We start from the raw sequence: 25,036 nt of genomic DNA, 5'->3' as shown, positions 1-25,036 counted from the left end.
TGCTGGTCAAACACCTGGAGGTGATCCACTTGCTGCCATCGCTCTGTAAATATCTACATTGGATTCTGTAGTAAATGTTGCTCTTGATTTCGCTTGTGCATCAACAGCCGTAATCATCAAATTTTCAGGCCATTGGTTGACTTTAATTCTATTTTTCAATCGATTAATATGTTCATTTTCATCAAATTTGTCATACTCTAATGCATATTCACTATAGCCTTTTATCCACTCTTCTGGTGTTGATGAATTCTTTTCAATGTCTGCATATCTCGTGAAGATATGGGACATATCACTTTGTGGTGGTTCTTCGTTTGATTTCGGAGCAATTTGTTCTTCAAATATTTCATCCCAACTTTTACTAGACGTAATGCCAGTAGCTACCTGAGCACCACCAGATGTACCTATAATTAAATCTGCATCACGAACATCAATACCTTCTTTAGAAAGTGCTGATAAGTAACCTAATTGCCATCCAATTGCTAGTGACCCTCCGCCACCTAGGACGATGGCATGATTCATTTTTTGTTTATTATTCATGTTTAGTGCTCCTCTTTTTCTTTTAATCATATTATCTATGATACCTTTGTTCTTTTTCCAGTAAAAGACTAATATGATAGCTAATAGTTTATGTTATTCATTTTTAGATTGAATATCTGCTTGGTCTGTATCGTTATTGATTATTTGTTGAGCAGCATTCCAACTATCACTCTCGATATCTAAAACACTTCTTAAATATGACCATGTTGTATGTTGTAGTAAGTCAATTCTTTCAGGATTTTCGTCAGTCGTTTCTTTGGCTTCATATCCTGCTATACCACCTAATGAATGTTCCGCTTCATATAATTTTAATAAACTTTTTTCACCTGGGCTTAAATAATACGGTTCTTCCATCCATTCAGGTCCTATACTAGTTAACGGATTTTCATCTTTATCTCCCACTACAACTAACGCTGGTTTAGTCATATGATCAAAGGTTGGATTTAAAAACGAAAAGTTATCTTTCGCAAATTGTGTTAACTTGTCTCCACCTTCTCCAGCAGTTGCTAATAAAATGCCGCCTTTCACTCTATCATCAGAATAATCTGTTGTCGCTTTAGTTATCGGATCAATCACTTGAAGTCCTAATAAATTACCTGCTGTTTGACCACCGAATGAGTGACCAACTGTCGCAATCTTACTCGTGTCTAATCGTCCACTCAATCCTGGGACTTGAGCCTCAATATATCTCAAATGATCTAAAATTGTTTTAACATCTTCCACTCGCTGACGCCACAAGTTTGACTGTCTTGGATCATCTTGAGACATGTTAATCGTTCTTGAATCTAAAAATGTAGGTTGAATGACAACAAACCCATGCGATGCCCAAAAGTCCGTTAAAGGTTCATATGCGTGCATTGAAGATCCAAATCCATGTGCAAATAAAATGATAGGTAAGTTACTACCTTCAGAAGGCATACTCACTTTAACTTGTAATTCATCACCACGTTCAGCTGGTGTTGGTAAAGAAATCGGTTTAATTGTCATATTAGGAACAGCTTCGTTTATATTAAAATTGAGTTGATTCATTTTAAAAGCCTCACTTTTTTATTAGTTAAATTTTGTGGATTTTGAGTATAAAAAGTATATTTATTAAGCAAGTTTAAAATGAGACGTTCTGAAATTCAAATATATTGATTGTACTTCTAAATGTACTTACCAAATCGTATGTTTTCAATAAAAAAATATGCCTTGGTGACATCTTTTAGGATGTACCAAGACATATGTCTATATTAATATTATTTTTCATTCTATAAAATAAGAAGGTATGGATTTTCGATATATTTTGCAAGCACATTTAGGAAGTCCGCTGCTCCTGCACCAAAAATTAAAACTCTAATATTCTACTCAAAGTTTATTATATTTAATCAGAAGTAATATACCTATAAATGTCATCTCTAACTGGTTGATGCATAGATAATTTCATTGTTACAACTGAATTACCGTTAGACATTATATCTTCCTCTTCTGTCCCTTCAATATAATTAGCTGTTCCAAGATAGTAGAAGTACTTACCATCATCGTCTTTTTTCTTCACAAAAATATACATTGTTACATTATTTTCCACATGATTGAGTATATTTTGTACTTCTGGAGATTGGATTTTTCTTTGTGACCTTGTGTACCATTTCAACTCATCTTGGCTTAAAAACTCATCTTCATATTTAGTATTATCACTTATGTCTTCATGTTTATCATAAGTGATAAATATAGGTAAAGTTTGATGTTTCATTTTATATCCATTTATAGTTCCCGACTCATCACTATCCCAATTAAGCAGTTTAACAAAATCTTCACGGGAATATTTATTATAAATAATCATCCTATTTCCACTATCTTGATATCGACGATTATTATATTTAGACAGTTCTATTAAATCAAAAATATATTTTACAAATAAAGGATTATTTAATGAGTTGGAAAATTCTTTTGTTAATTGAATTTTGTCATTTTCAATAATTTATAAGAGGTTCACCATAAGTATCACCAATTGTTGATTTAAATAATGAGAAGTCTAAAATTTTCAGGGATGTTATTACATCTTTTTCAATTATATCGTCGTTTAATTTTCTCATTTTCTCTAATAATTCTTTAATGAATATGGGGCCTTTCAATATTTCTTCTAATACTAAAACATCCACTTTCTTTAAACCTGGCGTTAGTTGTCTTGATAAAAAAGTTAAGTTTTTAAATTCATTATGGTTAATTTTATCTTCTATATATTTATTTTTTACTAAAAACTCATGATAATTTTTGTATTTAGAAAAAATAACACTAGGATCAACTGAATTTTGTTTAATAAAATCCATTAACATAGGTTGTCTACCAATTCTGTTCTTAACTGTTTCATAGGCTTCTCTTATCAATTTAGGCTGATTTAATTTAATTGCATCTAAAGAATCATAAATCTTTTTCTTAGCTATCTCTTCAAAATTTATTGTAGACACATCATTTAATTCACTATTAGAAGTTAAAAACTTTTTATAACTATCCTTATTTTGAGACTGGTCTCCTGATAGAGCAACTGGTATTAAATAATTCGTTTTATAATTTCCGATAAAATCAATAACTGTAACGTATTCTTTATTATTACTTTTCCTTAATCCTCTACCTAATTGTTGGATAAATATGATACTTGATTCTGTTGGTCTTAACATTACGACTTGATTAACTTCAGGAATATCAATCCCTTCATTGAATAAGTCTACAGTGATAATATAGCTGATTTCTCCATTTTTCAAACGTTCAATTGTGATACTTCTTAATTCAATTTTATCTTTACCTGTTAATCCTACAGAAGGTATTCCACGATCCGTTAATTTCTGTGCTAATTCATATGCTTCATCTCTTCGACTTACAAAAATTAATCCTTTAAGTTCTTCTCCGGAATAACCATAATAATTAGTTTTTTCTAAGATGTTTTTTAATCGATCATCTGAAGTTAAATTCTTTAAATCTGTAACTTCATCACTTACTTCTCCATCAATTGAATAATCAGTAACACCAAAATAGTGAAATGGACATAATATTTCACTTTCTAAAGCTTCTTGTAATCTAATTTCAAAAGCTACGTTATAATCAAATAATTCATATATATTTAATTCATCAGATCTTTCTGGTGTAGCTGTCATGCCTAACATGAATTTGGGTGTAAAGTAATTGAAAATTCTTTGATAACTTGAAGCAGCTGATCTATGTGCTTCATCAAAAACAATATAATCAAAGTGGTCTTTTGAAAACTCTTTAAAATTTTCATTATTAGATAAAGTTTGAATAGTAGCAAACAAATATTTTGCATTAACATCTTTATGCTTTCCAGTAAACAAACCAAATTCTTTTTCATCAATATGAGGCATTACTTTTTGAAATTCTTCTCTAGCTCTATTTAAAATACCTTCATTATGTACTATAAATAAAAACTTTTCTGGATTAAATGCTCTAACATCAAGTGCACACAAAATTGTTTTTCCTGTCCCTGTAGCAGATATAATTAGACTTCTATCTTTTCCTTCCTTTCTATGGGAATCTAAACAATTTAAAGCTTCTTTTTGCATTTTATTAGGCTGAATTTCTAGAGAATTTTTATATTTATCATTTAATTTTTCTTGTTGCTTTTGTATTTCAAACACTTGTTTCACAGACTTATATTCAAAGGTTTCTTTATAATCATTAATCCAATTCTGAGTCAGTGATATACTTTTATCCCATAAGTCATTAAATTGTGACTTAACATTGTGCACTAACTCACCATTTCTGTGAGTTGATAATAAAATATTATGTTCATAATTAATCTTTAATGCATTAGAAGTTAGATTTGAACTACCGATGATCATGGAGGAGTAATAATCATGATCAAAAATATACCCTTTTGCATGAAACCCTTCTACATCAGTTAAACGTACTTCCACATTTTCTAATTTTAATAATTCACTATACATTTTAGGACTATTAAATCCTAAATAATTGGAAGTTAATATTCTCCCTTTTATTCCTTTACGATTTAAATCATATAAAATGGATTTTAAACTAGCTAATCCACTTTCAGTAATGAATGCTACTGAAATACTAAAAGATATATACTTTTGTAACTCTTGAACTATTGTAGATAAAACATTTTCATTTTTATTATTTATTAATAATTTGGGAGTAAAATTTCCTTGGTGCGAAACATTTTTATCTATAAATCCTTTATGTAAAGATTGTGTGAAATCTTCAATTAATCTATTCATAGCTATTCTCCTTCAATTATTAATTTAACCGCTGAAATATCTGCTGGAGCCCATGTTAATGAATTAAGTTGGTTAATTGGTAACCACTTTATTTCTTTATGTTCAGTTAAAGTAGGAACATCTTGGTTTAATTGACACTTAAAGGTTGTTAAGTTAACTATACCAAAATCATATTCATACTCTGTAGTTGTCAATTTTTCATTAATAGAAATATCACATTTCATTTCTTCTTGAATTTCTCTAATCAAGGCTTCTTCTTCTGATTCATTTTTTTCAACTTTTCCACCTGGAAATTCCCACATTAAAGGTAGGCTCATTTTTTCACTTCTTTGAGCACATAAAATTTTATTATCAGAAAATATAATTGCTCCAACTACATTTATCACTTTTTTCATATATTTCACCTTCTCTATCAAATTTATATATACATTCTATCAAATAATTTAAAAGCAGTAAGTTAACTAATAAAAATATAGAAATTTCATTAAATCAGAAGTGTAAAAATCCGAACAAGTTCTTCACTCGTCCGGATTCAAAATCTTTCTATTTAATTTTATCAAACATCTTTTTAAAGTTGGCTGCGGCGTTTTCTTGTTTGAGTGTTGCTTTTGTAGCAACATGTTTTAGTGGTTCATTAACTATTTTGTCCATGTATTTTGCAAATTGTTCAATATTGTCTGGTTCTACTAAATAACCATTAACGCCATCATCAATAATTTCACTTGGACCATATCTAACGTCATATGAAATAACTGGACAGCCTACTTCTATACTTTCCATTACTGTTAAGCCAAAGCCCTCATACTTACTAGTTAATAATGAAGCTTTAGACTTTCTAAATTCATCCAATGGATTATTAGTATAGTTATATACTTTTACTTTATCGCCTAAGTTATATTCTTTAATAAGGTCTAGCATTAATTTTTTTTGATTGGCTTCATCTGGGCCAAACACTGTTAATTCAGTATCATGACCATAAGATAGAAATTGTTTATATGCTTTAATCAAGTGGTCGATTTGTTTTTGTAAACCTAATCTACCAATAAATACAAATCGGTCTAATTTTTCAACTTGATCTGATTCAGGATATGGTTCAATAAAATGCGGAATAACAGATATTTTATTATCATCGATATCATATAAGTTTTGAATATCATCTTTTTGTATTTGAGTAAGTAATAAATATTGAGCTACTTTATCAGCATTACCTAGCGCTGTTTTGTATGAGCCTTTTACATTTTCTCCATCTAAATGACTATTGTGGAATACAAGAACGTTTTTAGTTTTAGGTATTTGATTAAGCATTGGTTTATCTAATACTCTAGCATCATAAAATTTCTTACAATAAATTTGTCCTTCTGTATCGTAATATTCTTCTAATATTTTAAAGTATGTTTTACTAGAGAAATAATTAATTTTATGAAGTTGACCATACACATTGTACTCATGACGTTCAATTCTTTTCTTAGATACAGGAGACATAACATCTTCGAATTCTACAATATTAGTACCTTCATAATATCTTCTATAAAGAACGTACGTATCTCCATCATAATAAAGAACGACATTCCCATCTTTAAATTCTTTCTTTTGTAGTCCTTCAATTTCTTTATCTTTTTCTTTATAAATTGGTTTTTTCTTAAATTTTGTCGTTGGTATAGATAATAATTTAAAATCTGAAAGCCAATCATATAAATTTTCGTATTCTGTATTTTTAGTTACAAAACCTTTTTTAAAAATTCATCATATACTTCTTTATAATTAGCATTATAATTTGTAGTATATATCTTATTAACGATATTCATTTCCTCATCTAAAAACTTGATTCGTTTTAATAACGCTTTAGTTCTTCCCCCATGGACTGGTGGCAATGTGCTTGTAATTGTATTAATCATATTTAATCCCCATTTATATTTGATATGCTAATTATATGAGACAATATTTAAAAAGTATAGACTTTTGATATTAAAAAATATTTGATAAACACTTATTTTTTAATATTGTCATAAATACTTAAATTTCAACTTTGAATTTTTCTCATCATTTTTTATATCTTTTTAATGTAACTTACAATAAATGTACTATATAATAAGATTAACTTACATGCGTACATCTGTATTCAATATACCCGTTTGATAATGATTTAAAATAATTAATTTAGGTGTAACGCGATTATTTTTTAAAGGGGAATTTTATATTATGAAAGATAATTGGACTAAAGTAGCTGATGAAAGTTTAGTTAAAGACTTTTATGAGAACCAATCAACTGAAACTCAACAAGAAGGTTTTGAAACGACACTTGCTTTTGGTACGGCTGGAATAAGAGGTAAATTAGGCCTTGGAGAAGGACGCTTAAACCGATTTACAGTGTCTAAAGTCGCTTTAGGTTTAGCCAAGTTTTTACAATCCAAACATACATCACCAGTAGCAGTGATTCATTATGATACAAGACATTTGTCACCGGAATTCGCTCAAATTATCGCAACGATTTTAGCTAGTAATGATATCAAAGTTTATTTATCTGATACATACCGTACAACACCTGATTTATCTTATGCTGTTAGATTTTTAGAAGCAGATGCGGGTGTCATGATTACTGCAAGTCATAATCCTAAAGACTATAACGGTATCAAAGTTTACAGTGAAGACGGTGCACAACTGTCTACAGAACCATCTGCCGAGCTAAGTGATTATATTAACGATTTAGGTGATCCACTTAACATTGAACTACCTGAATTAAATGAACAACAACAATCAAACATTTTAACAGTCCCAACTGACGTAAGAACATCATACTTTGAACACATTAAGAAATTAGTCGGTGACATTCCTAAATCAGATTTACAAGTGGTGTTTACAAGTTTGCATGGAACAAGTGTACCTGTTGTACCTGACATTTTGACAACGTTAAATTTCAATCAATTTAATTTAGTTGAAGCGCAATGTAAACCTGATCCTAATTTCAGTTCTGTTGCAAGTGCGAATCCAGAAGATCATAAAGCTTTTGATCAATCCATTGAACTTGCAAATCAAATTAAAGCTGATTTATTAATTAGTACTGATCCAGATGCTGACCGTTTAGGTATAGCAGAGCGTGGTGCAGACGGTAATATTCATTACTTTAACGGTAACCAAATTGGTGCCCTATTATTAAATTATCGTATTAAAGAAACAGCACACTTAAACAATAGAATTATGATTCAATCTATTGTAAGTAGTGAACTAGCTAAGTCATTAGCGCGTTATCATAATGTAGAATACAAAGAAGTGTTAACTGGCTTTAAATATATTGCTGAAGAAATTAGAAATATGTCTGATGATCAAAATTACTTACTTGGTTATGAAGAAAGTTATGGTTTCCTAGCTGGTCCATTCGTAAGAGATAAGGATGCGATTCAGATCGTACCGCTTATTATTAAATATGCTTCTGAACTTAAAAATGAAGGACGTATGTTAAAAGATGAGTTGGAAGATATCTACCAACAAGTAGGACACCACAATGACAAATTATTCTCTCATACATTTGAAGGTGCAAAAGGCAAAGCAATTATCGATGATATTATGACAACATATAGAAATAACCCACCACGTTCTATTAATGGATTAGATGTCATTGCTATTGAAGATTATGAAACAGGAGAAAAAGTTGATTTCCAAACAAATCAAACCTCTTCTATTACGTTACCTAAAGCAAATGTACTTAAAATTTACTTCAAAGAAGGGTTTATTGCATTAAGACCTTCTGGTACTGAACCTAAGATCAAATTGTATGTATCATTAACACATGACGATTTTGATAATATTGCAAACAAAATAAATTCATTTATTTTTGATAAATAATAAGAAGCTTCTCCAATCAATGGAGAAGCTTTTTATTATACCGCACATTTAATTATTTAATATTTTGATATTTTAATTGATAGTGCTATACTTTTAGTGATTTTCAAATATATTATTCAGTCATAAAAATAACAATTTCAAAACACTAATTAGGGAGAGAGTATTATTCAAAAGCTTATTTCAATTATTGTACCTGTATATAATAAAGAAGCATATTTAGAAACATGTATTCAATCTTTGATAGACTTAAAAATAGATAAAACGCTTATTGAAGCAATATTCATAGATGATGTATCCACAGATAAATCATATGAATTACTAAAACAATATAACGAAAAATATGACTTTATTCAGACGTACCAACTAGATGAAAATTCTGGTGGTCCTGCGATTCCAAGAAATTTAGGTATTAAAAAAGCACAAGGTGATTATGTTACTTTCTTAGATGCTGATGATTGGTTAGATACTGAAGGTTTCCCTAAATTTGTTGAACAAGTAAACAGTCATCAATCAGATATTGGATTTGGTCAATGTTATAAACATACTAATGAAAACATTAAAAAAATTGCTCGTTTTGCGTCATATAAACAGGATGATAATTTAGTTCCAAGTGATATTTTCAAAATATTTCGTGCTGTAGGACCACCAGGTAAAATTTACAAACGTTCTATTTTGTTAGATCATCATATTACCTTTAAACATATGAAATATGGGGAAGATAAATTATTCTTTTTTGAAACTTTACCTTTATGCCATTCAGCATCAATGACCACTGAACCTGTATATCATGTAAACCGTTACGAACTAAATGACTCTCTAGTTAATGACACTAACATGTTAGAGAAATCACAATTAAATTTAAATATACTTGAGCATGTCTTAAAGATGGATATAGAAAATGGAATTATGATTAAAATTTTAAGTAGAATAGTGGAAATTGATTTTATTTCTAGATTTTTATTAACTAAGACATTTAATAAATCAAAAGATAAATCATTCTTTTATAAGCAGTTTGATAAAGTAGAGTCTTTAATTACTAATGCAGGTTACAATATGAATGATTTAATTATTACTGATAAATTCAAACGTATTTATGACGCTTATCAACAAAATAAAAATATTTTAGAATCATTAATCAACTTTTTATTGAATGATGCAAAAGTTAGTAAGTATATTAAAGAAAATACTATGTACTACATGTATCCTGAAGATTTAAAACATTTACCTGAATTAGCACTAGATTGTGTGCCTATATTTAGAGGTACATATTATATTAAAGATGAATTATACGATGAAATTGAGATTTTTAAATTAGCAGAAACAGAAATAAATTCCGTCGAACTAATTAAAATTCACGACGAACGATACATTAAACCCGTCAAATATGAGTGGACAAATCAATCACTTTATATTAAACATAAAGATATCTTCTTTAAAAATACTGACTTTAATATTTCAATCACTTATAATGATTTTGAGAAGTGTTTAGTAAAAGCTACACCACCTCATTATAGCGATTATAATTATTTAAAACGTCAGAACTTATCATTAGCATTTCACTCATACAAAGATGGAGATGAAGACATAAACATGAAACAATATCTAACTGATACACCAAAGCATGTTGTCGCATTGCAAAAGTTTAAGAAGTATGAAGAAGCAAACTTTATAAACGGAATAAGTGATATTAATAAAGGCCAATGTATTCGTATTATCCATATGGATAAAAGTGATAAAGGCACTCCTAGATTGGTTACAGAGGATGGAAGTTATATAACTGCTAATCAAGATTTTGTTACACCAATCAATCTTGATAGTATTGAAGGCTATATTACAAACACTCCGAAATCTGTTGAAGTAATTAAGAAATGTAAGCTATATGAGGATGTAGGTTTTAAGAAAGATCCAGTTAAGACTTTAGAAAAAGGCACAAAAATAGATATTATTGATATCGAATTTACTAGTAAGTTAACACCTAGATTAAAAACAACAGATGGTTATTATTTAACTGCTAATCAAGGTTTTATCAAAGTTTTAAAATAATATTGAAAAAGCATCAATCACTATACATTGTGATTGATGCCTTTTTGCTTTATAAGTCTAATTGTTTAATGAATGCTTTTAAATCATCTTTCATGTCTTTATCTTTTAATGCATATTCAATCGTTGTTTTAACGAATCCTAATTTTTCACCAACGTCGTATCGATCACCTTCGAAGTCATATGCGTACATTTGGCTTTCTGTGTTCATACGTTCGATTGCGTCAGTTAATTGAATTTCATTTCCTGCGCCTTCTTCTTGTGTTTCAAGATAGTCGAAGATTTCTGGTGTTAATACATAACGTCCCATTATAGCTAAGTTTGATGGTGCTGTACCTTGTTTAGGTTTTTCTACGAATTTTTTAACTTCATAACGTAATCCAGATTGTTCTAATGGATCAATGATACCGTAACGATGTGTATCTTCCGGTGCAACTTCTTGTACACCAATAACAGATTTACCAGTTTCATCATAAACATCCATTAATTGTTTGATGGCAGGTGTTTCAGATTCAACAATGTCATCGCCTAATAACACTGCAAATGGTTCATCGCCAATAAATTGACGTGCTGTGTGGATGGCATGACCTAAACCTTTTTGTTCTTTTTGTCTAACGTAAAAGATATTAGCTAAATCGGTTGAATATTGAACACGTTCTAATAAATCATTTTTACCTTTTTCTTCTAATACCATTTCTAGTTCTTTTTGGTTATCAAAGTGGTCTTCAATCGCACGTTTATGTTTACCTGTAACGATAATAATGTCTTCAATACCTGCTCTAGATGCTTCTTCAACGATGTATTGAATAGTTGGTTTATCTAGTATTGGAAGCATTTCTTTCGGCATTGCTTTTGTTGCTGGTAAAAATCTAGTACCCAAACCAGCTGCTGGAATAATTGCTTTTTTTATTTGTTTCAAAGTCTCTACTACCCCTTTTTTAAAAGAATAACTGCTAATGTATAACATCATTTTATCATTAATACCACAATGTGCATATTTTACATCATTTTAATATTTTACATTAAATTAATGTGAGAATTTTTTATATTTAAAACAATATATTGCTCATTAAGATTTTGGGATTTCTATTACTATATCTCCTACTATTTGAAGTCAACTAGTAGTATTTTACACTCAAACTTATTGCCTTAATCTTCATATCATAGTATAATTTAAGCATAAAAATACACCTAGCAACTTTTAGAGTGTTTACTAGGTGGAAAAACTAAGCAACATATTTTGAGGGTTAACTCAATTCATATGTTCTACACAAACAGCTTTTAGACTCGTCTTATTGCAGTAAGACGGGTTTATTTTTTTGCTCGAATGTGCTTGATAAACCACATAACAATAAACGTAATAGTTACCATAACCGGTAAATATACAATGATATGTATATTAATATCTATTGTCATCATTATTATCCCTACACATTAGACCTTCTTAGTAATTGATTACTTAGAAGGTTTTATGCATGAACTTTAGTTCATGTATACCATTAAGTTTTCAAAGCTTTTATATCAATGCTTCACAGTTATTCAAAAATGGTTTAAACAGACAAGAAATATATCAGTTTTTGTTGCGACCCTTTATAAATCCATACAAAAATACCGACTGTCTCCAGCCGGTATAATTATAAATATTTTATACGAATAAACTAATAAATAAGATGAAGATAATGCCTGATACCGAAATAACTATCTCTAGTAATGACCAAGTTAAGAAAGTTTCTTTAACTGTTAATCCAAAATACTCTCTGAACATCCAGAAACCAGCGTCATTGACATGAGATAAGATAACACTACCTGCACCAATAGCTAGTACGACTAAAGCGACATTGGTATCTGACGCTTGAAGTAATGGCATGACTATACCTGTAGTAGAGATAGCCGCAACAGTAGCAGATCCTAATGCGATTCTAAGTACTGCAGCAACAATCCATGCGAGTAAAATTGGGGACATATGTGTACCTTCAAACATTTTTGCGATTGTGTCACCAACACCGCCATCTATTAGAACTTGTTTGAATGTACCGCCACCACCAATGATTAACAACATCATACCAATTGGATATATAGCTTGTGTGACTGATTCCATAATATCTTCCATTTTTCTTTTTCGAAGTATTCCCATAGTAAATATTGCAAAGATAACTGCTATAAGCATTGCAGTACCCGCATTACCAATTAGATAAATGATCGACTCAACATTATTTTTAGGTGTATCATGTCCAGTAACCAATTGAACAATTGTTGAAATCAGCATCAATATAACTGGTAATATTGCAGTTAAAATACTAATACCAAATCCTGGCATCTCATCATTAGTAAATTCCTTTTGTGCGCCTAATGCTGAAATATCTCCTTCACGTGAGTATGCTGAAGGAATGATTTTTTGCGCAAATTTATTAAATAATGGACCTGCGATTAATGTGACTGGAATTGCAATAATAATTCCGTACATTAATACATGACCGATATTGGCTTTTAATTCTTTTGCAATAACAACCGGTCCAGGATGTGGAGGTAAGAATCCATGTGTCACAGATAAAGCAGTTACCATTGGTAGTCCTAGTTTTAAAATAGAAACGTTTGCACGTTTAGCTACTGTGAATACAAGTGGGATTAATAAGACTAGTCCTACTTCAAAGAACAATGCTATACCAACGATGAATGCTGCAATAAGCATCGCCCACTGTACATGTTTCTGTCCAAATTTTGCGATTAATGTATCAGCGATTCTTGTCGCGCCTCCACCATCAGAAAGTAACTTTCCTAAAATAGCACCTAATCCAAAAATTAAAGCGATATGACCTAATGTGCTACCCATTCCGTTTTCAACAGTTTCCATAATTTTATTGAGTGGCATTCCTAATAGTAATGCCGTGATTATCGATGTAATAATTAAAGCAATAAAGGTATTCAATTTTAAAAATATAATTAAACTTAATAAAATGATAATTCCTAAAACAACGCTAATTAGTGGCCAAATTTCTCCAAACATGGCAGTCCCTTCTTCCTTTTCTGTGTTATTCTCAATAAAGTTGCTCGAATTCAAAAGTGACATGGCTACATTGCAATTAAATACTGTCTATGTGCTAAGATATTTTATGAAATCAATTAATCCATATGTTGACGTTGAAAATCTGCAATTTCACTATAAGATTCTGTTAATGAACGACTAATCTTAATGAATATTTTGACTAACTGTTGATAAATGTCTACTGTATTGGGATCAGGTTGATGTTCATGAGTTGTTCCAACCATTTGTTCAATTATTGAAAAATCATCTATTTCTCCTAGTGCCTTCATACCTAGAACGCAAGCACCAAGACATGAGCTTTCATAGCTTTCAGGTACACTTAATTGTGTATCAAAAATATCTGCCATCATTTGACGCCATATTTCACTTTTCGCAAATCCACCTGTTGCTTTAATTTCATTTGGTGTTTCGTTCATCACTTCAATCAATGCAAGATATACAGTATATAAGTTATATAAAACACCTTCTAAAGCAGCACGAATCATATGTTCTTTTTTATGTGATAATGTAAGCCCGAAGAAAGATCCCCTTGCATCGGCATTCCACAACGGTGCTCGTTCACCTGCTAAATATGGATGGAAGATTAAACCATCTGATCCAGGCTTAACTCGACTTGCAATTTGTGTTAGTAGATCATATGGATCAACACCAAGTCTTTTAGCCGTTTCAACTTCACTAGCTAATATTTCATCTCGAAGCCATCTTAAAATAACGCCACCATTATTTACTGGCCCACCAATAACATAGTGTTCATCAGTTAACACATAACAAAATATACGTCCTTTTTCGTCTGTTCTCGGTTTATCAATAACAGTTCTTATCGCTCCAGACGTTCCGATAGTGACTGCTACTTCACCTTGCTGATAACTATTAACACCGAGATTTGATAAAACGCCATCACTTGCCCCTATGACGACTGGTGTATTTTCATCAATGCCCATTAAAGTTGCATATCGTTTTTTCATTCCAGTTAAAATATGTGTTGTTAGTACCAATTCTGGTAATTGAGATCGTGAAATACCTAATAAATTGAGTACATCATCATCCCAATCTAATTGTTCAAGGTTAAACATACCTGTTGCTGAAGCCATTGAATGATCAATCACATATTGCTCAAATAATTGATATAAAATATATGTCTTAATATCAGCAAACATGGCAGTATTATCGAAAGTAGATTGTTGTTCGTGTTTCATCCAGAAAATTTTTGATAACGGTGACATTGGATGGATTGGCGTGCCTGTTCTTCTATAAATATCTAATCCATTATATTGATTATTGATTAATGTTGCGTATTTGCTTGCTCTATTATCTGCCCAAGTAATGTTTTCAGTTAGTCTATGATGATTTTCGTCCATAGCTACAAGACTATGCATTTGAGCACTAAAAGAAATCAATTTAATATCTTCTTTTGCTATGTTTGTTTCCCTTACCACATATTTCACTGTCATTAAGACTGCATCAAATAGTTCGTCTGGATTTTCTTCAGAGACATCAACATTAGGTGTATGTAATTCATATCCAATGTTATGCTTCATTATAAATTGTCCATTTTCGTCATATAGAACTGACTTGGTACTCGTTGTCCCTATATCGACACCAATCATATATTTCATCATTTTCCCTACTTTCTCAATAAAATTATCGTAACCAAAATCCTTCTATATCTTTTCCAACATCATCAAAGTTTAAATGAAATGCTTCTCTTAATTTGTCTGAATCTTTATTATCAACCGCTTCCACAAAAACGTTATGATTGCGATGGATACGTTCAAAATCATCCGGATTTTGTAACATTCTACGTCTCATAGACAATAAAATGAGTGATTCCATGACAGGTTTAAGATGGTACCAAAAGGTTTTTAGATATTGATGATTAGAAGCTAAAATCATTGCCTCATGAAACTCGAAATCATGTTTTGTAAATGATTCAGCATCTTCGAATTGTACGGCTACTTTCATCATTTCTAACTGCTTTTTCATTTCCTTTGCGATAGCTTGTGTATCCTGTGTTCTCAACCTTGAAAAGGCAAACGATTCTAACATCAAACGTAAGTCATATAGCTCTCTCTTTTCTTGCTCTCCAAAAGGTAGAACCTGTGCACCCATTCGTTCTAAATGTATCAATTGGTCTGTTTGTAATAGTTTAAAAGCATCTCTAACAGGTGATCGGCTTACATTAAATTGTTTAGCAACTTGATTTTCTGTTAACCAAGTCTCAGATTCAATGTCACCATTGATAATGCCTAATCTTATTTCAGCAGCGATTGACTCACCTGTAGTTAAATGTCTTTTCCAACTTTCTGGATAGCCATATGTCATATCTTACACCTCAATTTCCAGTTACCTTTATACTTGTATACAAGTATATTAATACATGTACCCTTGTTTTGCAAACGCTTACTAATTAATATAAGCCTCGCTATTTAAACGAAACTTATAAGTTACCTATGTTATTTTTACTAACCAGTTATTTTGATGTAGTAGTGGTTATTATTTTCGATAATCTTAAAAAAAGTAGTATATTTTAGTCATTAACTTAGAATAAAATATACTACGCTTCATTATTATGTTTAATTTTCCGAGATTTCTGAGTGAATTTGCTGCATTTTTCTTTCAACATCTGTTATTTCTGTTGCACATTGTTCTAATAGTCCTTTATATTTTTCAGTATCTGTATTATTTTTGTATCGGATTTTATGTTCTAAACTTGCCCACATATCCATACCAATTGTTCTTATCTGGATTTCTACTGGTGTTACTTCTACAGAATCAGCTAAAAATACAGGAATCGTTACAACAATATGTAAACTTCGATAACCATTTTCTTTAGGATGTTCAATGTAATCTTTACGTTTGATTAATTTGACATCTTCTTGTTTTAATAACATTTTTTCAATTACATAAATATCATCTAAGTAATTACATATAACTCTTATACCAGCGATATCCATAATATTTTCTTTGGCACTTTCAGCACTTACTTCCAAATCTTTGCGTTTTAGCTTTCCAACTAAACTACCCATTTCTTTCACACGACGTTCCATATGATGAATAGGGTTATGTTTATACATATGATTAAAGTTATCATCTAATATACTTAGTTTAGTACTAATTTCTTTAAGTGCTGATGAATAAATATGATCTAACTCAACAAAGCCTACTAAAATATCAAAAGCTTCGTCGCTATTTTTAAATGTATTCAAACTGTTTTTAAATTCTGTTCTTAAGTCTTCTAGATATAATGAGGGTTTTCTCTCTACATACATATTATTTCCTCCAACTTCTTTATCAATTTTATTATAACTAAGTTCATAAAGAAGAAGAAATAATTGCACTCCCTACTTTAGTCGCATCCAATATAAAAAGACTACCCTCATTTTGAGGATAGCCTTTCTAGACTTTTTCTCTATTCATCTTTTTGATGTTCTATTACTTTCGTATTTTTATTTTCTGCAATTTCTTGTGCTCGCTTAACTGCATCTTTTTTATATTGGAAAGTATCAGAAGCTTGTTTAGCCTTTTCTGTTTTTACTTTCCACTCATTGTCTTCAAAGTAAACGTGTATAGGTTCTTCATTTAATTCTGGGTTTGCAGACTGATCTGTTTGATGTTGTGTAATGTGTTTATTTTTCAATTCCTTTAATTCATCTTTAGAAGCATCTTTGTACCATTTTTCAGCCTGTTTCGTAGCAATTGGTATAATATCTGATTCTTTATAACCATCTTTCAACATGGCATTAGCTATATCAATTGCTTTTTTACGTTCTAATTCATCAAGATTTTTTAAACTCTGTGGGTAATCATCCATTGTCCAAGGCATAGTATTCATCTCCAGTTTAATTTGCTTATATATTAGTATTACCACCAATACTAACTATTTAACCACTATGACGTCATACTACGGTTAGACAACCCTCAGACTACTCTACTTACCTAATATGCCTGCTTCAATAGCATCTTCACGTGCTTTTTGACTGTTTTTCTGTATTTTCATTAAACCAGACTTAATATAATTATACTGTGGTAAATCAGTTAATTCTTTTACTTCGAGATGTGATTTTAATTCGAAATGTTTAGCAATGTTTTCAAATGTAGCTAAATATTCCCCCATTAATTGATCATCTATTCTTGAACGATGATTATCACTAAGCGCCCTACTAAGCATAAAACTAATTTCTTCAAGCGCAAATATACTTGGATAATAGTATTGGATTACTTTTTTATTACTGAACAACTCACCATTCGCTGCATTATACATTTGAGTCATATTATTTAATCTAACTGATAATCCTAGATTAAGATTTTTTTCTTCTTCTTTATTATGATACTTGTTTTCTGAGAATAAGTAATGGAAGAACGATGCTTCTTTTCTCACAACTTCTGCAATTGTATTTGGTAACAATATTGATGATGTTCTTTGACCTAATATAAATAGGCCGATAGTAGAAATAGCTACACCAATAATTACGTCTACAATTCTTGGATATGCAATACTAATAGATAGGTTTTGTGAAGCAAGACCATTTAATAAGATAACTTGAATTGTAATAAATATGACCGCAAACGTGTAATTTGCACCAACAAACATTTCTGTAATTCCAGCGCCTAATCCCATTAATATAATTGCTAATGGTGTTGGAATAGAAAATGCTAATATTCCTGTAAGCACTATAACACCTAATATAGTACCAAAACTTCTTGCAGTACCTCTTTCTAATGAATGAATTGTTGATGTTCCTACCAATAAGGTATGAGCAGATAATGGAATCCAGTATGCTTTATCAAATCCAAAGAATAAAGCTATGAATATTGCTGCTGACATGATGACTGTATATCTCAATGTGTTTCTAAATACAATAGAATCTAATGTTAGATTTTGTAAAATACGCTTACTATATAAAGGTGTTCTAATTTTCGCTTCATGTTCGATATGATTAGAATCAGCATGTGCAATTTCATCTATTTTTAGTATATGATTTAATAAATTTTCAAATTCAGAACTTACATTGATTTCTTTTTTCCATGTTTGATGATTAGTTTTTGGATGTTTTACTTTATTGATAATGAAATTCAACATTTCAATTAAATCATTAGGTAATGGTCGTATATTTTTTTCATTAAGCTCTAATAATTCTGAATAAATACCTTGAACTGAAGTATGAATTAATAATAATTTTTGAAATCGTGAACTCATTTTATCGTTATTCGCAGATGACGTTATGAGTAGTTTATCTGACGCTTTAAATGCAGATACTGCTGAATTTGCAACTTTTTTAAATGCTTCTGGATCATTGTAATTTTCCATCATATCTTGAATTACTTTGAAATCTGCATTAATTGCACTATCTTCAGCTTTTTCTTTTTTAATATAAATAGTTAATAGCACCATTAATGTCGCTAATATTCCACCTATTAATATAGCCAACCCTCTAATTAGTGCTTGGTCAGGTGCAATAGGTAAGTTCATCGGTAAACAGAACGTTACGATGAAGAACGTAGATGAAGGGCCTGCTATTTTGAGAGAAGTGAATATATAAAATGGTACTACTGTAACAATTAATAGCAAGATACCAAATATAATTGGTTGTGCTGTTGTCAATGTTCCAAGCATCATACATACTACAAACGCTAAAGAACAAAGTATTACAATTCTAATTTGTGATTTTGGTGCTCCTTTAAAGACATATATATGCGCTAATGTACCTGTGGCAATTAATATACCAAAAGAGAAAAAGCCAAAATAATATCCTAAAAGAGCCGGGATAATCATTAATAATCCTTGTCTTAACCCTTTATATGGATCAACTTTTGATTTATTAAATGTCATGACTAGCTGTATAAAACTCTTCAATATGTCCTCTCCTTTCCTTTTTATTGATTTTAAACAAAATAAAAGAACGGAATGTTTCTCATTTCATTGATTTGAAATCAGCGTTATTCCGCTCTCAATAGCGTTAACTTATTAGATGTATTGTTCACAATCCATCAATGATACATACTATTATATCACTTTCATTAATATTTGATTACTATTTCCCATTATATTTTATCTACCAAATTTATTTAATTTGTTGGGCAATTTCTATAACTGGTTCTTCTGCAACATACTCTTTAACTTTATTATTAAAGTTTTGGAAATGTGGAGACTCCATATGTGAGTTGATTGCTGCTTCATCAATATAATTTTCAACTACCACAAATGTATTACGTTCTTGTACATCTTCAAAATGGCTATAGTATAAGACTCCATCTTCTTTTCTTGTTTCTTCAACTAAACTTTCCATCAATTTTAAATATTCGTCTCGTTTTTCTTCTAATATTTTAATTTTTGCATTAATGATCATCATTTAAAACACACCTTTTTTATTAAGATATTATGTACTTAACAAAATATAAAAAGCAATAAATGAGATTTGATATAGTACATTACTATATTTATACAATCTCACTTATTGCTCTTTTTAATATCTACTATTCTATTGTTTTATGTTCATCAATAACTAATGGTTTATCAGGTTTAACAAAGAACCACATTATAATTGCTACTACTGCAGGAATTGCTAACAATTCAAATGTTAAAGTCCATCCTAGACTTTCAACAAATATTCCTGCTAACAATGGGCTTGTTAATGCCCCAATATTACCCCATAAGTTCATCCATCCTGATACTGTACCTGAGAAGTTACGGCCTAAGTCAGTAGCTGCCGCCCAGCTCATACCCATAGACATACCAACTCCACCAAGTCCTAATGATAACCAGAAAATAGTAACATAAAGGCTATCTGTATGTACTGCAAGGAACATTGACGCTGAAAATACAATAAATCCTATAATAGCAATAACACCACGAGCGACAAAGCGTGATTTGCCAGTGTTTAAAATTCTATCTGAAATTGCTCCCCCGCTAAGTATTAAGAAGAACATTAATAACCATGGAAGAGAACTAATTGACATATCTTTAAAATCAACATGATATACTTCTGTTAAATATGTAGGTAACCAAATTAAAAACAGAGTGATAACGAATTGAACAACAAAGTATTGAATTGCAATTGCATAGAAACTAAAGTGAGTTAAGAATCGTTTCCAAGGTGGTAACGATTTGTCTGTGTCTACAATATCTCTATGTTGCATAATAAATTGTTTTTCAGCCTCGTTGACCATTTTATGTTGTTCAGGTAAATCTTTTGCAATAATTGCCCAAAGTATTGCCATTACAATTCCTATTGCACCAAAAATATAAAATACCGCTTCCCAGTTAAATGCATTTACGATAGCTATAGTCACAATTGGCGCTAATACAGGACCAAAGTACGAACCTGCTAATAAAGCACTTGAAGCTCGTCCCTTTTCATTTTTTGCGAACCAAAATGAATTGAATACTGCATTAGAAGGATACATTGGCGCTTCACCTACACCAAATAAAAATCTAACAAAATATAATAAACCATGATGCTTAATCATACCTGTAAATATAGTAAAAGCACTCCACCATACCAATGCAATTGTAATCATTTTACGTGGTCCAAATTTTTCAGCTAACATCCCAGAAGGTACTTGCATTAATGCATAACCTAGCGAGAAAAATGAAGCCAATAAACCAAATTGAGCTTTTGACAAATGCAAATCTTCCATCATTGGAACAGCAATATAAGAAATATTAGACCTGTCCATGTATGCAATAACTCCGATCAAGAAGAATGCAATTGCGAAGCCCCAACGAACGTTACTTCTTTTCTTATTCATTTCTTTTCCTACTTCCCTTATTAAATATGTTGTCTCTAAGTGTTGTCGTTCAGTTTCAGAAATCCTTCAAGATGACTATGATTAAACTACTAAGAAACAACTTAAAAATTTCTTGTAGCGCTACAATTTTTAATAATAATAGCACGAAACGGAAACGGTTACAATATAAATTTAATAAAATATTCACTTTTTATTCAATAAATATCAACAATACATTCAATATACTGTCACAAGTGTAATACTCAATTTAGAGTTAAAACTATAACTACAATAAATAAACAATTTTAGTGTTTTAAAAAACTAAAAATACTAATAAAATTTTAAATTGACTCCCCTTTCACAAGCATTTATGACTATTTTTTATTATAATGACGTTACCGTACTTTTAATTAAGTAGATTGTTTAGATGAATAAAGGAGTCTATTTATATAAATGGAACAAATTATAACGAATTTTATTAGCCAATGGGGCTATACAGCTATTTTTATTTTAATTTTATTAGAAAATGTCTTACCTGTTGTCCCTTCAGAAATCATTTTAACTTTTGCAGGATTATTATCAGTTAAATCTCATTTATCAGTTTGGACATTGTTAATTATTGCAACGATTGCATCATTTATTGGATTATTAATTTTATACTATATTTGTCGTCTTATTTCAGAAGAAAAACTTTACCGTTTTGTCGATCGACATGGTAAATGGATGAAATTGAAAAGTAGTGATTTAAAACGTGCCAATGATTGGTTTAAAAGATATGGCGCATGGGCAGTATTTCTATGTCGATTCATACCAGTATTACGTGTATTAATTACCATCCCTGCAGGAATTAATCGTATGAATATTATTGTTTTCACATCTTTATCATTATTGGGTACAACTATATGGAACTTTGCGCTTATTATACTAGGTCGTTTGCTTAGCGATAGTTTTGGCGCATTAATGAATGGTATTCATACATATTCTAGAATTATGTATGTCATTATCATCATTGCCATTATTTACTTTGTTATTAGATATTTTGTGAAACGTAAACGTGTAAAATAATATATTATTACTTAACGCTAACATAGTGACTACTTTGTTGGCGTTTTTTAGTATGATCCCCTATTTGTTCAATACCATAATCAATTAGCTCCTTCTAAAAATTGTCATTTTCAAACTTGAATCACTCTGAATATGAAAATATATTTTCAAATAAAGCTTTGCTATTGAAAATTAATCACTTTTTCTTGATAATCAAATGTAAGCGCATTAATTATTACAAAGACTGACTATATTGGAACTTATAAACAGGAGTGACAAATCATGACACATATTACTGAAAGTGAATTGAAACAAAAATATTTAGACTTACTATCACAACGTTTTGATAGTGCTGAAAAATTAGCTACAGAAATTATCAATTTAGAATCAATATTAGAACTTCCAAAAGGCACTGAACATTTCGTAAGTGATTTACATGGCGAATACGAATCTTTCCAACATGTTTTAAGAAATGGCTCAGGTAATGTCAGAGCGAAAATTAATGATATATTCGGAAATACGCTTAACGAAAAAGAAATTAATGATTTAGCAGCACTTGTATATTATCCTGAAGACAAATTAAAGTTAGTTAAAAATCAATTCAATGCGAAAGGTCAGCTCAATGTTTGGTATATTACAACTATCGAACGTTTAATAGAATTAACAAAATATTGTTCTTCAAAATACACGCGTTCTAAATTACGCAAAGCGTTACCAAAACAATTTGTATACATTATTGAAGAGTTGCTTTATAAAAATAATGAATATCAAAACAAAAAAACATATTACGAAACATTGATTAACCAAGTTATTGAATTAGAACAATCTGATGATTTAATTATCGGTCTTTCATATACTGTACAACGATTAGTCGTTGACCATTTACATGTAGTTGGAGACATTTATGACCGTGGACCTAAACCAGATAAAATTATGGATACGCTTATTAATTATCATTCTGTAGATATTCAATGGGGAAATCATGACGTATTATGGATTGGTGCTTATGCAGGGTCCAAAGTGTGTCTAGCAAATTTACTTAGAATCTGTGCACGTTATGATAATTTAGATATTATTGAAGACGCATATGGCATTAACTTAAGACCATTACTAACTTTAGCTGAAAAATATTATAGTGGAGATAATCCAGCGTTCAAACCCAAAAAACGTCCTGACAAGGAAGTAAGTCTTACTCAACGTGAAGAACATCAGATTACGAAGATTCATCAAGCAATTTCAATGATACAGTTTAAGCTTGAAATGCCAATTATCAAACGTCGCCCATCATTTGAAATGGAAGAACGCTTAGTTTTAGAAAAAATTGATTACGACAACAATGAAATTACTGTTTACGGTAAAACATATCCATTAAAAGATACATGTTTCCAAACTGTTGATCCAGAAAATCCTGAAACATTATTGAAAGAAGAGGAAGATGTTATCGAGAAGTTACTCCTTTCTTTCCAACAATCTGAAAAACTTCGTCGCCACATGTCCTTCTTAATGAGAGAAGGAAAATTATATCTGCCTTATAACGGAAATTTACTTATTCATGGATGCATTCCAGTAGATGAAAATGGCGAAATGGAATCATTTGAAATCGATGGTGAATCACATAGTGGACGTGAACTATTAGATGTTTTTGAATATCATGTAAGAAAAGCATTTGACGACAAAGAAATCACAGATGATCTTTCTACTGATTTAGTTTGGTATTTATGGACTGGTAAATACTCTTCATTATTTGGTAAACGTGCCATGACAACATTTGAACGTTATTTTATTGAAGATAAAGCCTCACATAAAGAAGAAAAGAATCCTTATTATTACTTACGAGAAGATGTTGATATGATTCGTAAGATGTTAAAAGACTTTGATTTAAATCCTGATGAAGGCCGTATCATTAACGGGCATACACCAGTAAAAGAAATTGATGGTGAAGATCCAATTAAAGCCGATGGTAAAATGTTAGTTATTGATGGCGGTTTCTCAAAAGCATATCAATCTACTACAGGAATAGCTGGTTATACGTTACTTTATAATTCATTTGGTATGCAATTGGTTGCTCACCAAGAATTTAATACTAAGGAAAAAGTATTATCAGATGGTGCGGATGAGTTATCAGTTAAACGTGTTGTTGATGAAGAACTAACACGTAAAAAAATTAAAGACACTAACGTAGGACATGAATTACAATCTCAAATAGATATTCTTAAAATTTTAATGCATGATAGATACTTAAAATAGTAGAAAAACAGAGCGATAATTGAGTAGAATTCCAATTATCGCCCTGTTTTTATATTTTATAATATTTTTTTCTTTTAAATTAATTATCCCTTGCTATAATAATACTATCGTCTATACTTTAGACGTCCTAATGACGTGTAAAGGAGGTGTTATGATGCGGGATATTCTGATAAATATTCTGGCAACCATAACAAGCGGTTGCATCATTGCTTGGTATACTAATTGGTTACGCTGCCGCAATGATAAAAACAATAGACGTAAGTAACCACACCTATAAGAATCCCCTCACTATCACCAGTAGTGAGGGGATTGGTGTTATATGCGAGAT

Annotated in this window: 17 protein-coding genes and 2 pseudogenes; 5 read left to right on the top strand and 14 right to left on the bottom strand. The window is 30.5% G+C overall.

From position 1 onward, the window contains the following. Nucleotides 1-6: 6 nt before the first annotated feature. From HMPREF3125_RS13065 to HMPREF3125_RS08700, 5 genes and pseudogenes are all read right to left on the bottom strand, one after another. Nucleotides 7-537, bottom strand: coding sequence for a patatin-like phospholipase family protein (locus HMPREF3125_RS13065; protein ID WP_256278087.1), 531 nt, complete (start codon nt 535-537; stop codon nt 7-9). 93 nt (nt 538-630) lie between these two features. Next, nucleotides 631-1,566, bottom strand: a complete 936-nt coding sequence (locus tag HMPREF3125_RS08715) for an alpha/beta hydrolase family protein (protein ID WP_070453242.1) — start codon at nt 1,564-1,566, stop codon at nt 631-633. A gap of 334 nt (nt 1,567-1,900) precedes the next feature. Then, a pseudogene (locus tag HMPREF3125_RS08710) lies at nt 1,901-4,766 on the bottom strand (DEAD/DEAH box helicase). A 2-nt stretch (nt 4,767-4,768) separates the two neighbouring features. Then, complete coding sequence (locus tag HMPREF3125_RS08705) at nt 4,769-5,161, bottom strand: (deoxy)nucleoside triphosphate pyrophosphohydrolase (protein ID WP_070453239.1); 393 nt, start codon at nt 5,159-5,161, stop codon at nt 4,769-4,771. A gap of 148 nt (nt 5,162-5,309) precedes the next feature. Next, nucleotides 5,310-6,661, bottom strand: a pseudogene (locus HMPREF3125_RS08700) (glycosyltransferase). 304 nt (nt 6,662-6,965) lie between these two features. On the opposite strand from HMPREF3125_RS08700, the gene HMPREF3125_RS08695 reads away from it, so the two are divergent. Together HMPREF3125_RS08695 and HMPREF3125_RS08690 are read left to right on the top strand one after the other, a co-directional pair. After that, the gene (locus HMPREF3125_RS08695) at nt 6,966-8,606 is read left to right on the top strand and encodes a phospho-sugar mutase (protein ID WP_070453237.1); all 1,641 of its coding nucleotides are present in this window, start codon (nt 6,966-6,968) and stop codon (nt 8,604-8,606) included. A 162-nt stretch (nt 8,607-8,768) separates the two neighbouring features. Further along, entirely contained in the window at nt 8,769-10,649 is a 1,881-nt protein-coding gene (locus HMPREF3125_RS08690) for a DUF5776 domain-containing protein (protein ID WP_176745289.1), read from the top strand. A gap of 49 nt (nt 10,650-10,698) precedes the next feature. Here the strand turns inward: HMPREF3125_RS08690 and galU are convergent, their stop codons facing one another. From galU to HMPREF3125_RS08645, 9 genes are all read right to left on the bottom strand, one after another. Then, nucleotides 10,699-11,565: a UTP--glucose-1-phosphate uridylyltransferase GalU gene (gene galU, locus HMPREF3125_RS08685; protein ID WP_070453231.1), complete on the bottom strand. Its 867-nt coding sequence runs from the start codon at nt 11,563-11,565 to the stop codon at nt 10,699-10,701. Nucleotides 11,566-12,291: 726 nt separating this feature from the next. Continuing rightward, complete coding sequence (locus HMPREF3125_RS08680; RefSeq protein WP_070453228.1) at nt 12,292-13,650, bottom strand: gluconate:H+ symporter; 1,359 nt, start codon at nt 13,648-13,650, stop codon at nt 12,292-12,294. A gap of 116 nt (nt 13,651-13,766) precedes the next feature. After that, on the bottom strand, nt 13,767-15,305 hold the full coding sequence (gntK, locus tag HMPREF3125_RS08675) for a gluconokinase (protein WP_070453225.1): 1,539 nt from the start codon (nt 15,303-15,305) through the stop codon (nt 13,767-13,769). A gap of 25 nt (nt 15,306-15,330) precedes the next feature. After that, the gene (locus HMPREF3125_RS08670; protein WP_046467020.1) at nt 15,331-16,011 is read right to left on the bottom strand and encodes a GntR family transcriptional regulator; all 681 of its coding nucleotides are present in this window, start codon (nt 16,009-16,011) and stop codon (nt 15,331-15,333) included. Between the two features lie 251 nt (nt 16,012-16,262). Next, nucleotides 16,263-16,958, bottom strand: a complete 696-nt coding sequence (locus HMPREF3125_RS08665; RefSeq protein WP_017636535.1) for a GTP pyrophosphokinase — start codon at nt 16,956-16,958, stop codon at nt 16,263-16,265. 140 nt (nt 16,959-17,098) lie between these two features. Next, nucleotides 17,099-17,512, bottom strand: coding sequence for a DUF2188 domain-containing protein (locus HMPREF3125_RS08660; RefSeq protein WP_070453222.1), 414 nt, complete (start codon nt 17,510-17,512; stop codon nt 17,099-17,101). A gap of 105 nt (nt 17,513-17,617) precedes the next feature. Continuing rightward, entirely contained in the window at nt 17,618-19,519 is a 1,902-nt protein-coding gene (locus HMPREF3125_RS08655; RefSeq protein WP_256278089.1) for an FUSC family protein, read from the bottom strand. 232 nt (nt 19,520-19,751) lie between these two features. Next, nucleotides 19,752-20,039, bottom strand: coding sequence for a putative quinol monooxygenase (locus tag HMPREF3125_RS08650; RefSeq protein ID WP_017636538.1), 288 nt, complete (start codon nt 20,037-20,039; stop codon nt 19,752-19,754). 124 nt (nt 20,040-20,163) lie between these two features. Next, on the bottom strand, nt 20,164-21,438 hold the full coding sequence (locus HMPREF3125_RS08645) for a pyruvate MFS transporter (protein ID WP_017636539.1): 1,275 nt from the start codon (nt 21,436-21,438) through the stop codon (nt 20,164-20,166). 432 nt (nt 21,439-21,870) lie between these two features. Between HMPREF3125_RS08645 and HMPREF3125_RS08640 the strand changes: the two genes are divergently transcribed. From HMPREF3125_RS08640 to HMPREF3125_RS12710, 3 genes are all read left to right on the top strand, one after another. Beyond that, the gene (locus HMPREF3125_RS08640; protein ID WP_017636540.1) at nt 21,871-22,482 is read left to right on the top strand and encodes an undecaprenyl phosphate transporter UptA; all 612 of its coding nucleotides are present in this window, start codon (nt 21,871-21,873) and stop codon (nt 22,480-22,482) included. Between the two features lie 261 nt (nt 22,483-22,743). Next, nucleotides 22,744-24,708 carry a fructose-bisphosphatase class III gene (locus tag HMPREF3125_RS08635; protein ID WP_070453215.1) on the top strand — a complete coding sequence of 655 codons (1,965 nt, stop codon included), beginning with the start codon at nt 22,744-22,746 and terminating at the stop codon, nt 24,706-24,708. Between the two features lie 130 nt (nt 24,709-24,838). Beyond that, complete coding sequence (locus HMPREF3125_RS12710; protein WP_371106450.1) at nt 24,839-24,973, top strand: type I toxin-antitoxin system Fst family toxin; 135 nt, start codon at nt 24,839-24,841, stop codon at nt 24,971-24,973. Nucleotides 24,974-25,036 lie beyond the last annotated feature (63 nt).

Source organism: Staphylococcus sp. HMSC13A10 (assembly GCF_001808005.1).
GTDB classification, from domain to species: domain Bacteria; phylum Bacillota; class Bacilli; order Staphylococcales; family Staphylococcaceae; genus Staphylococcus; species Staphylococcus pasteuri.
This window is presented reverse-complemented; position numbering and strand designations above follow the sequence as displayed.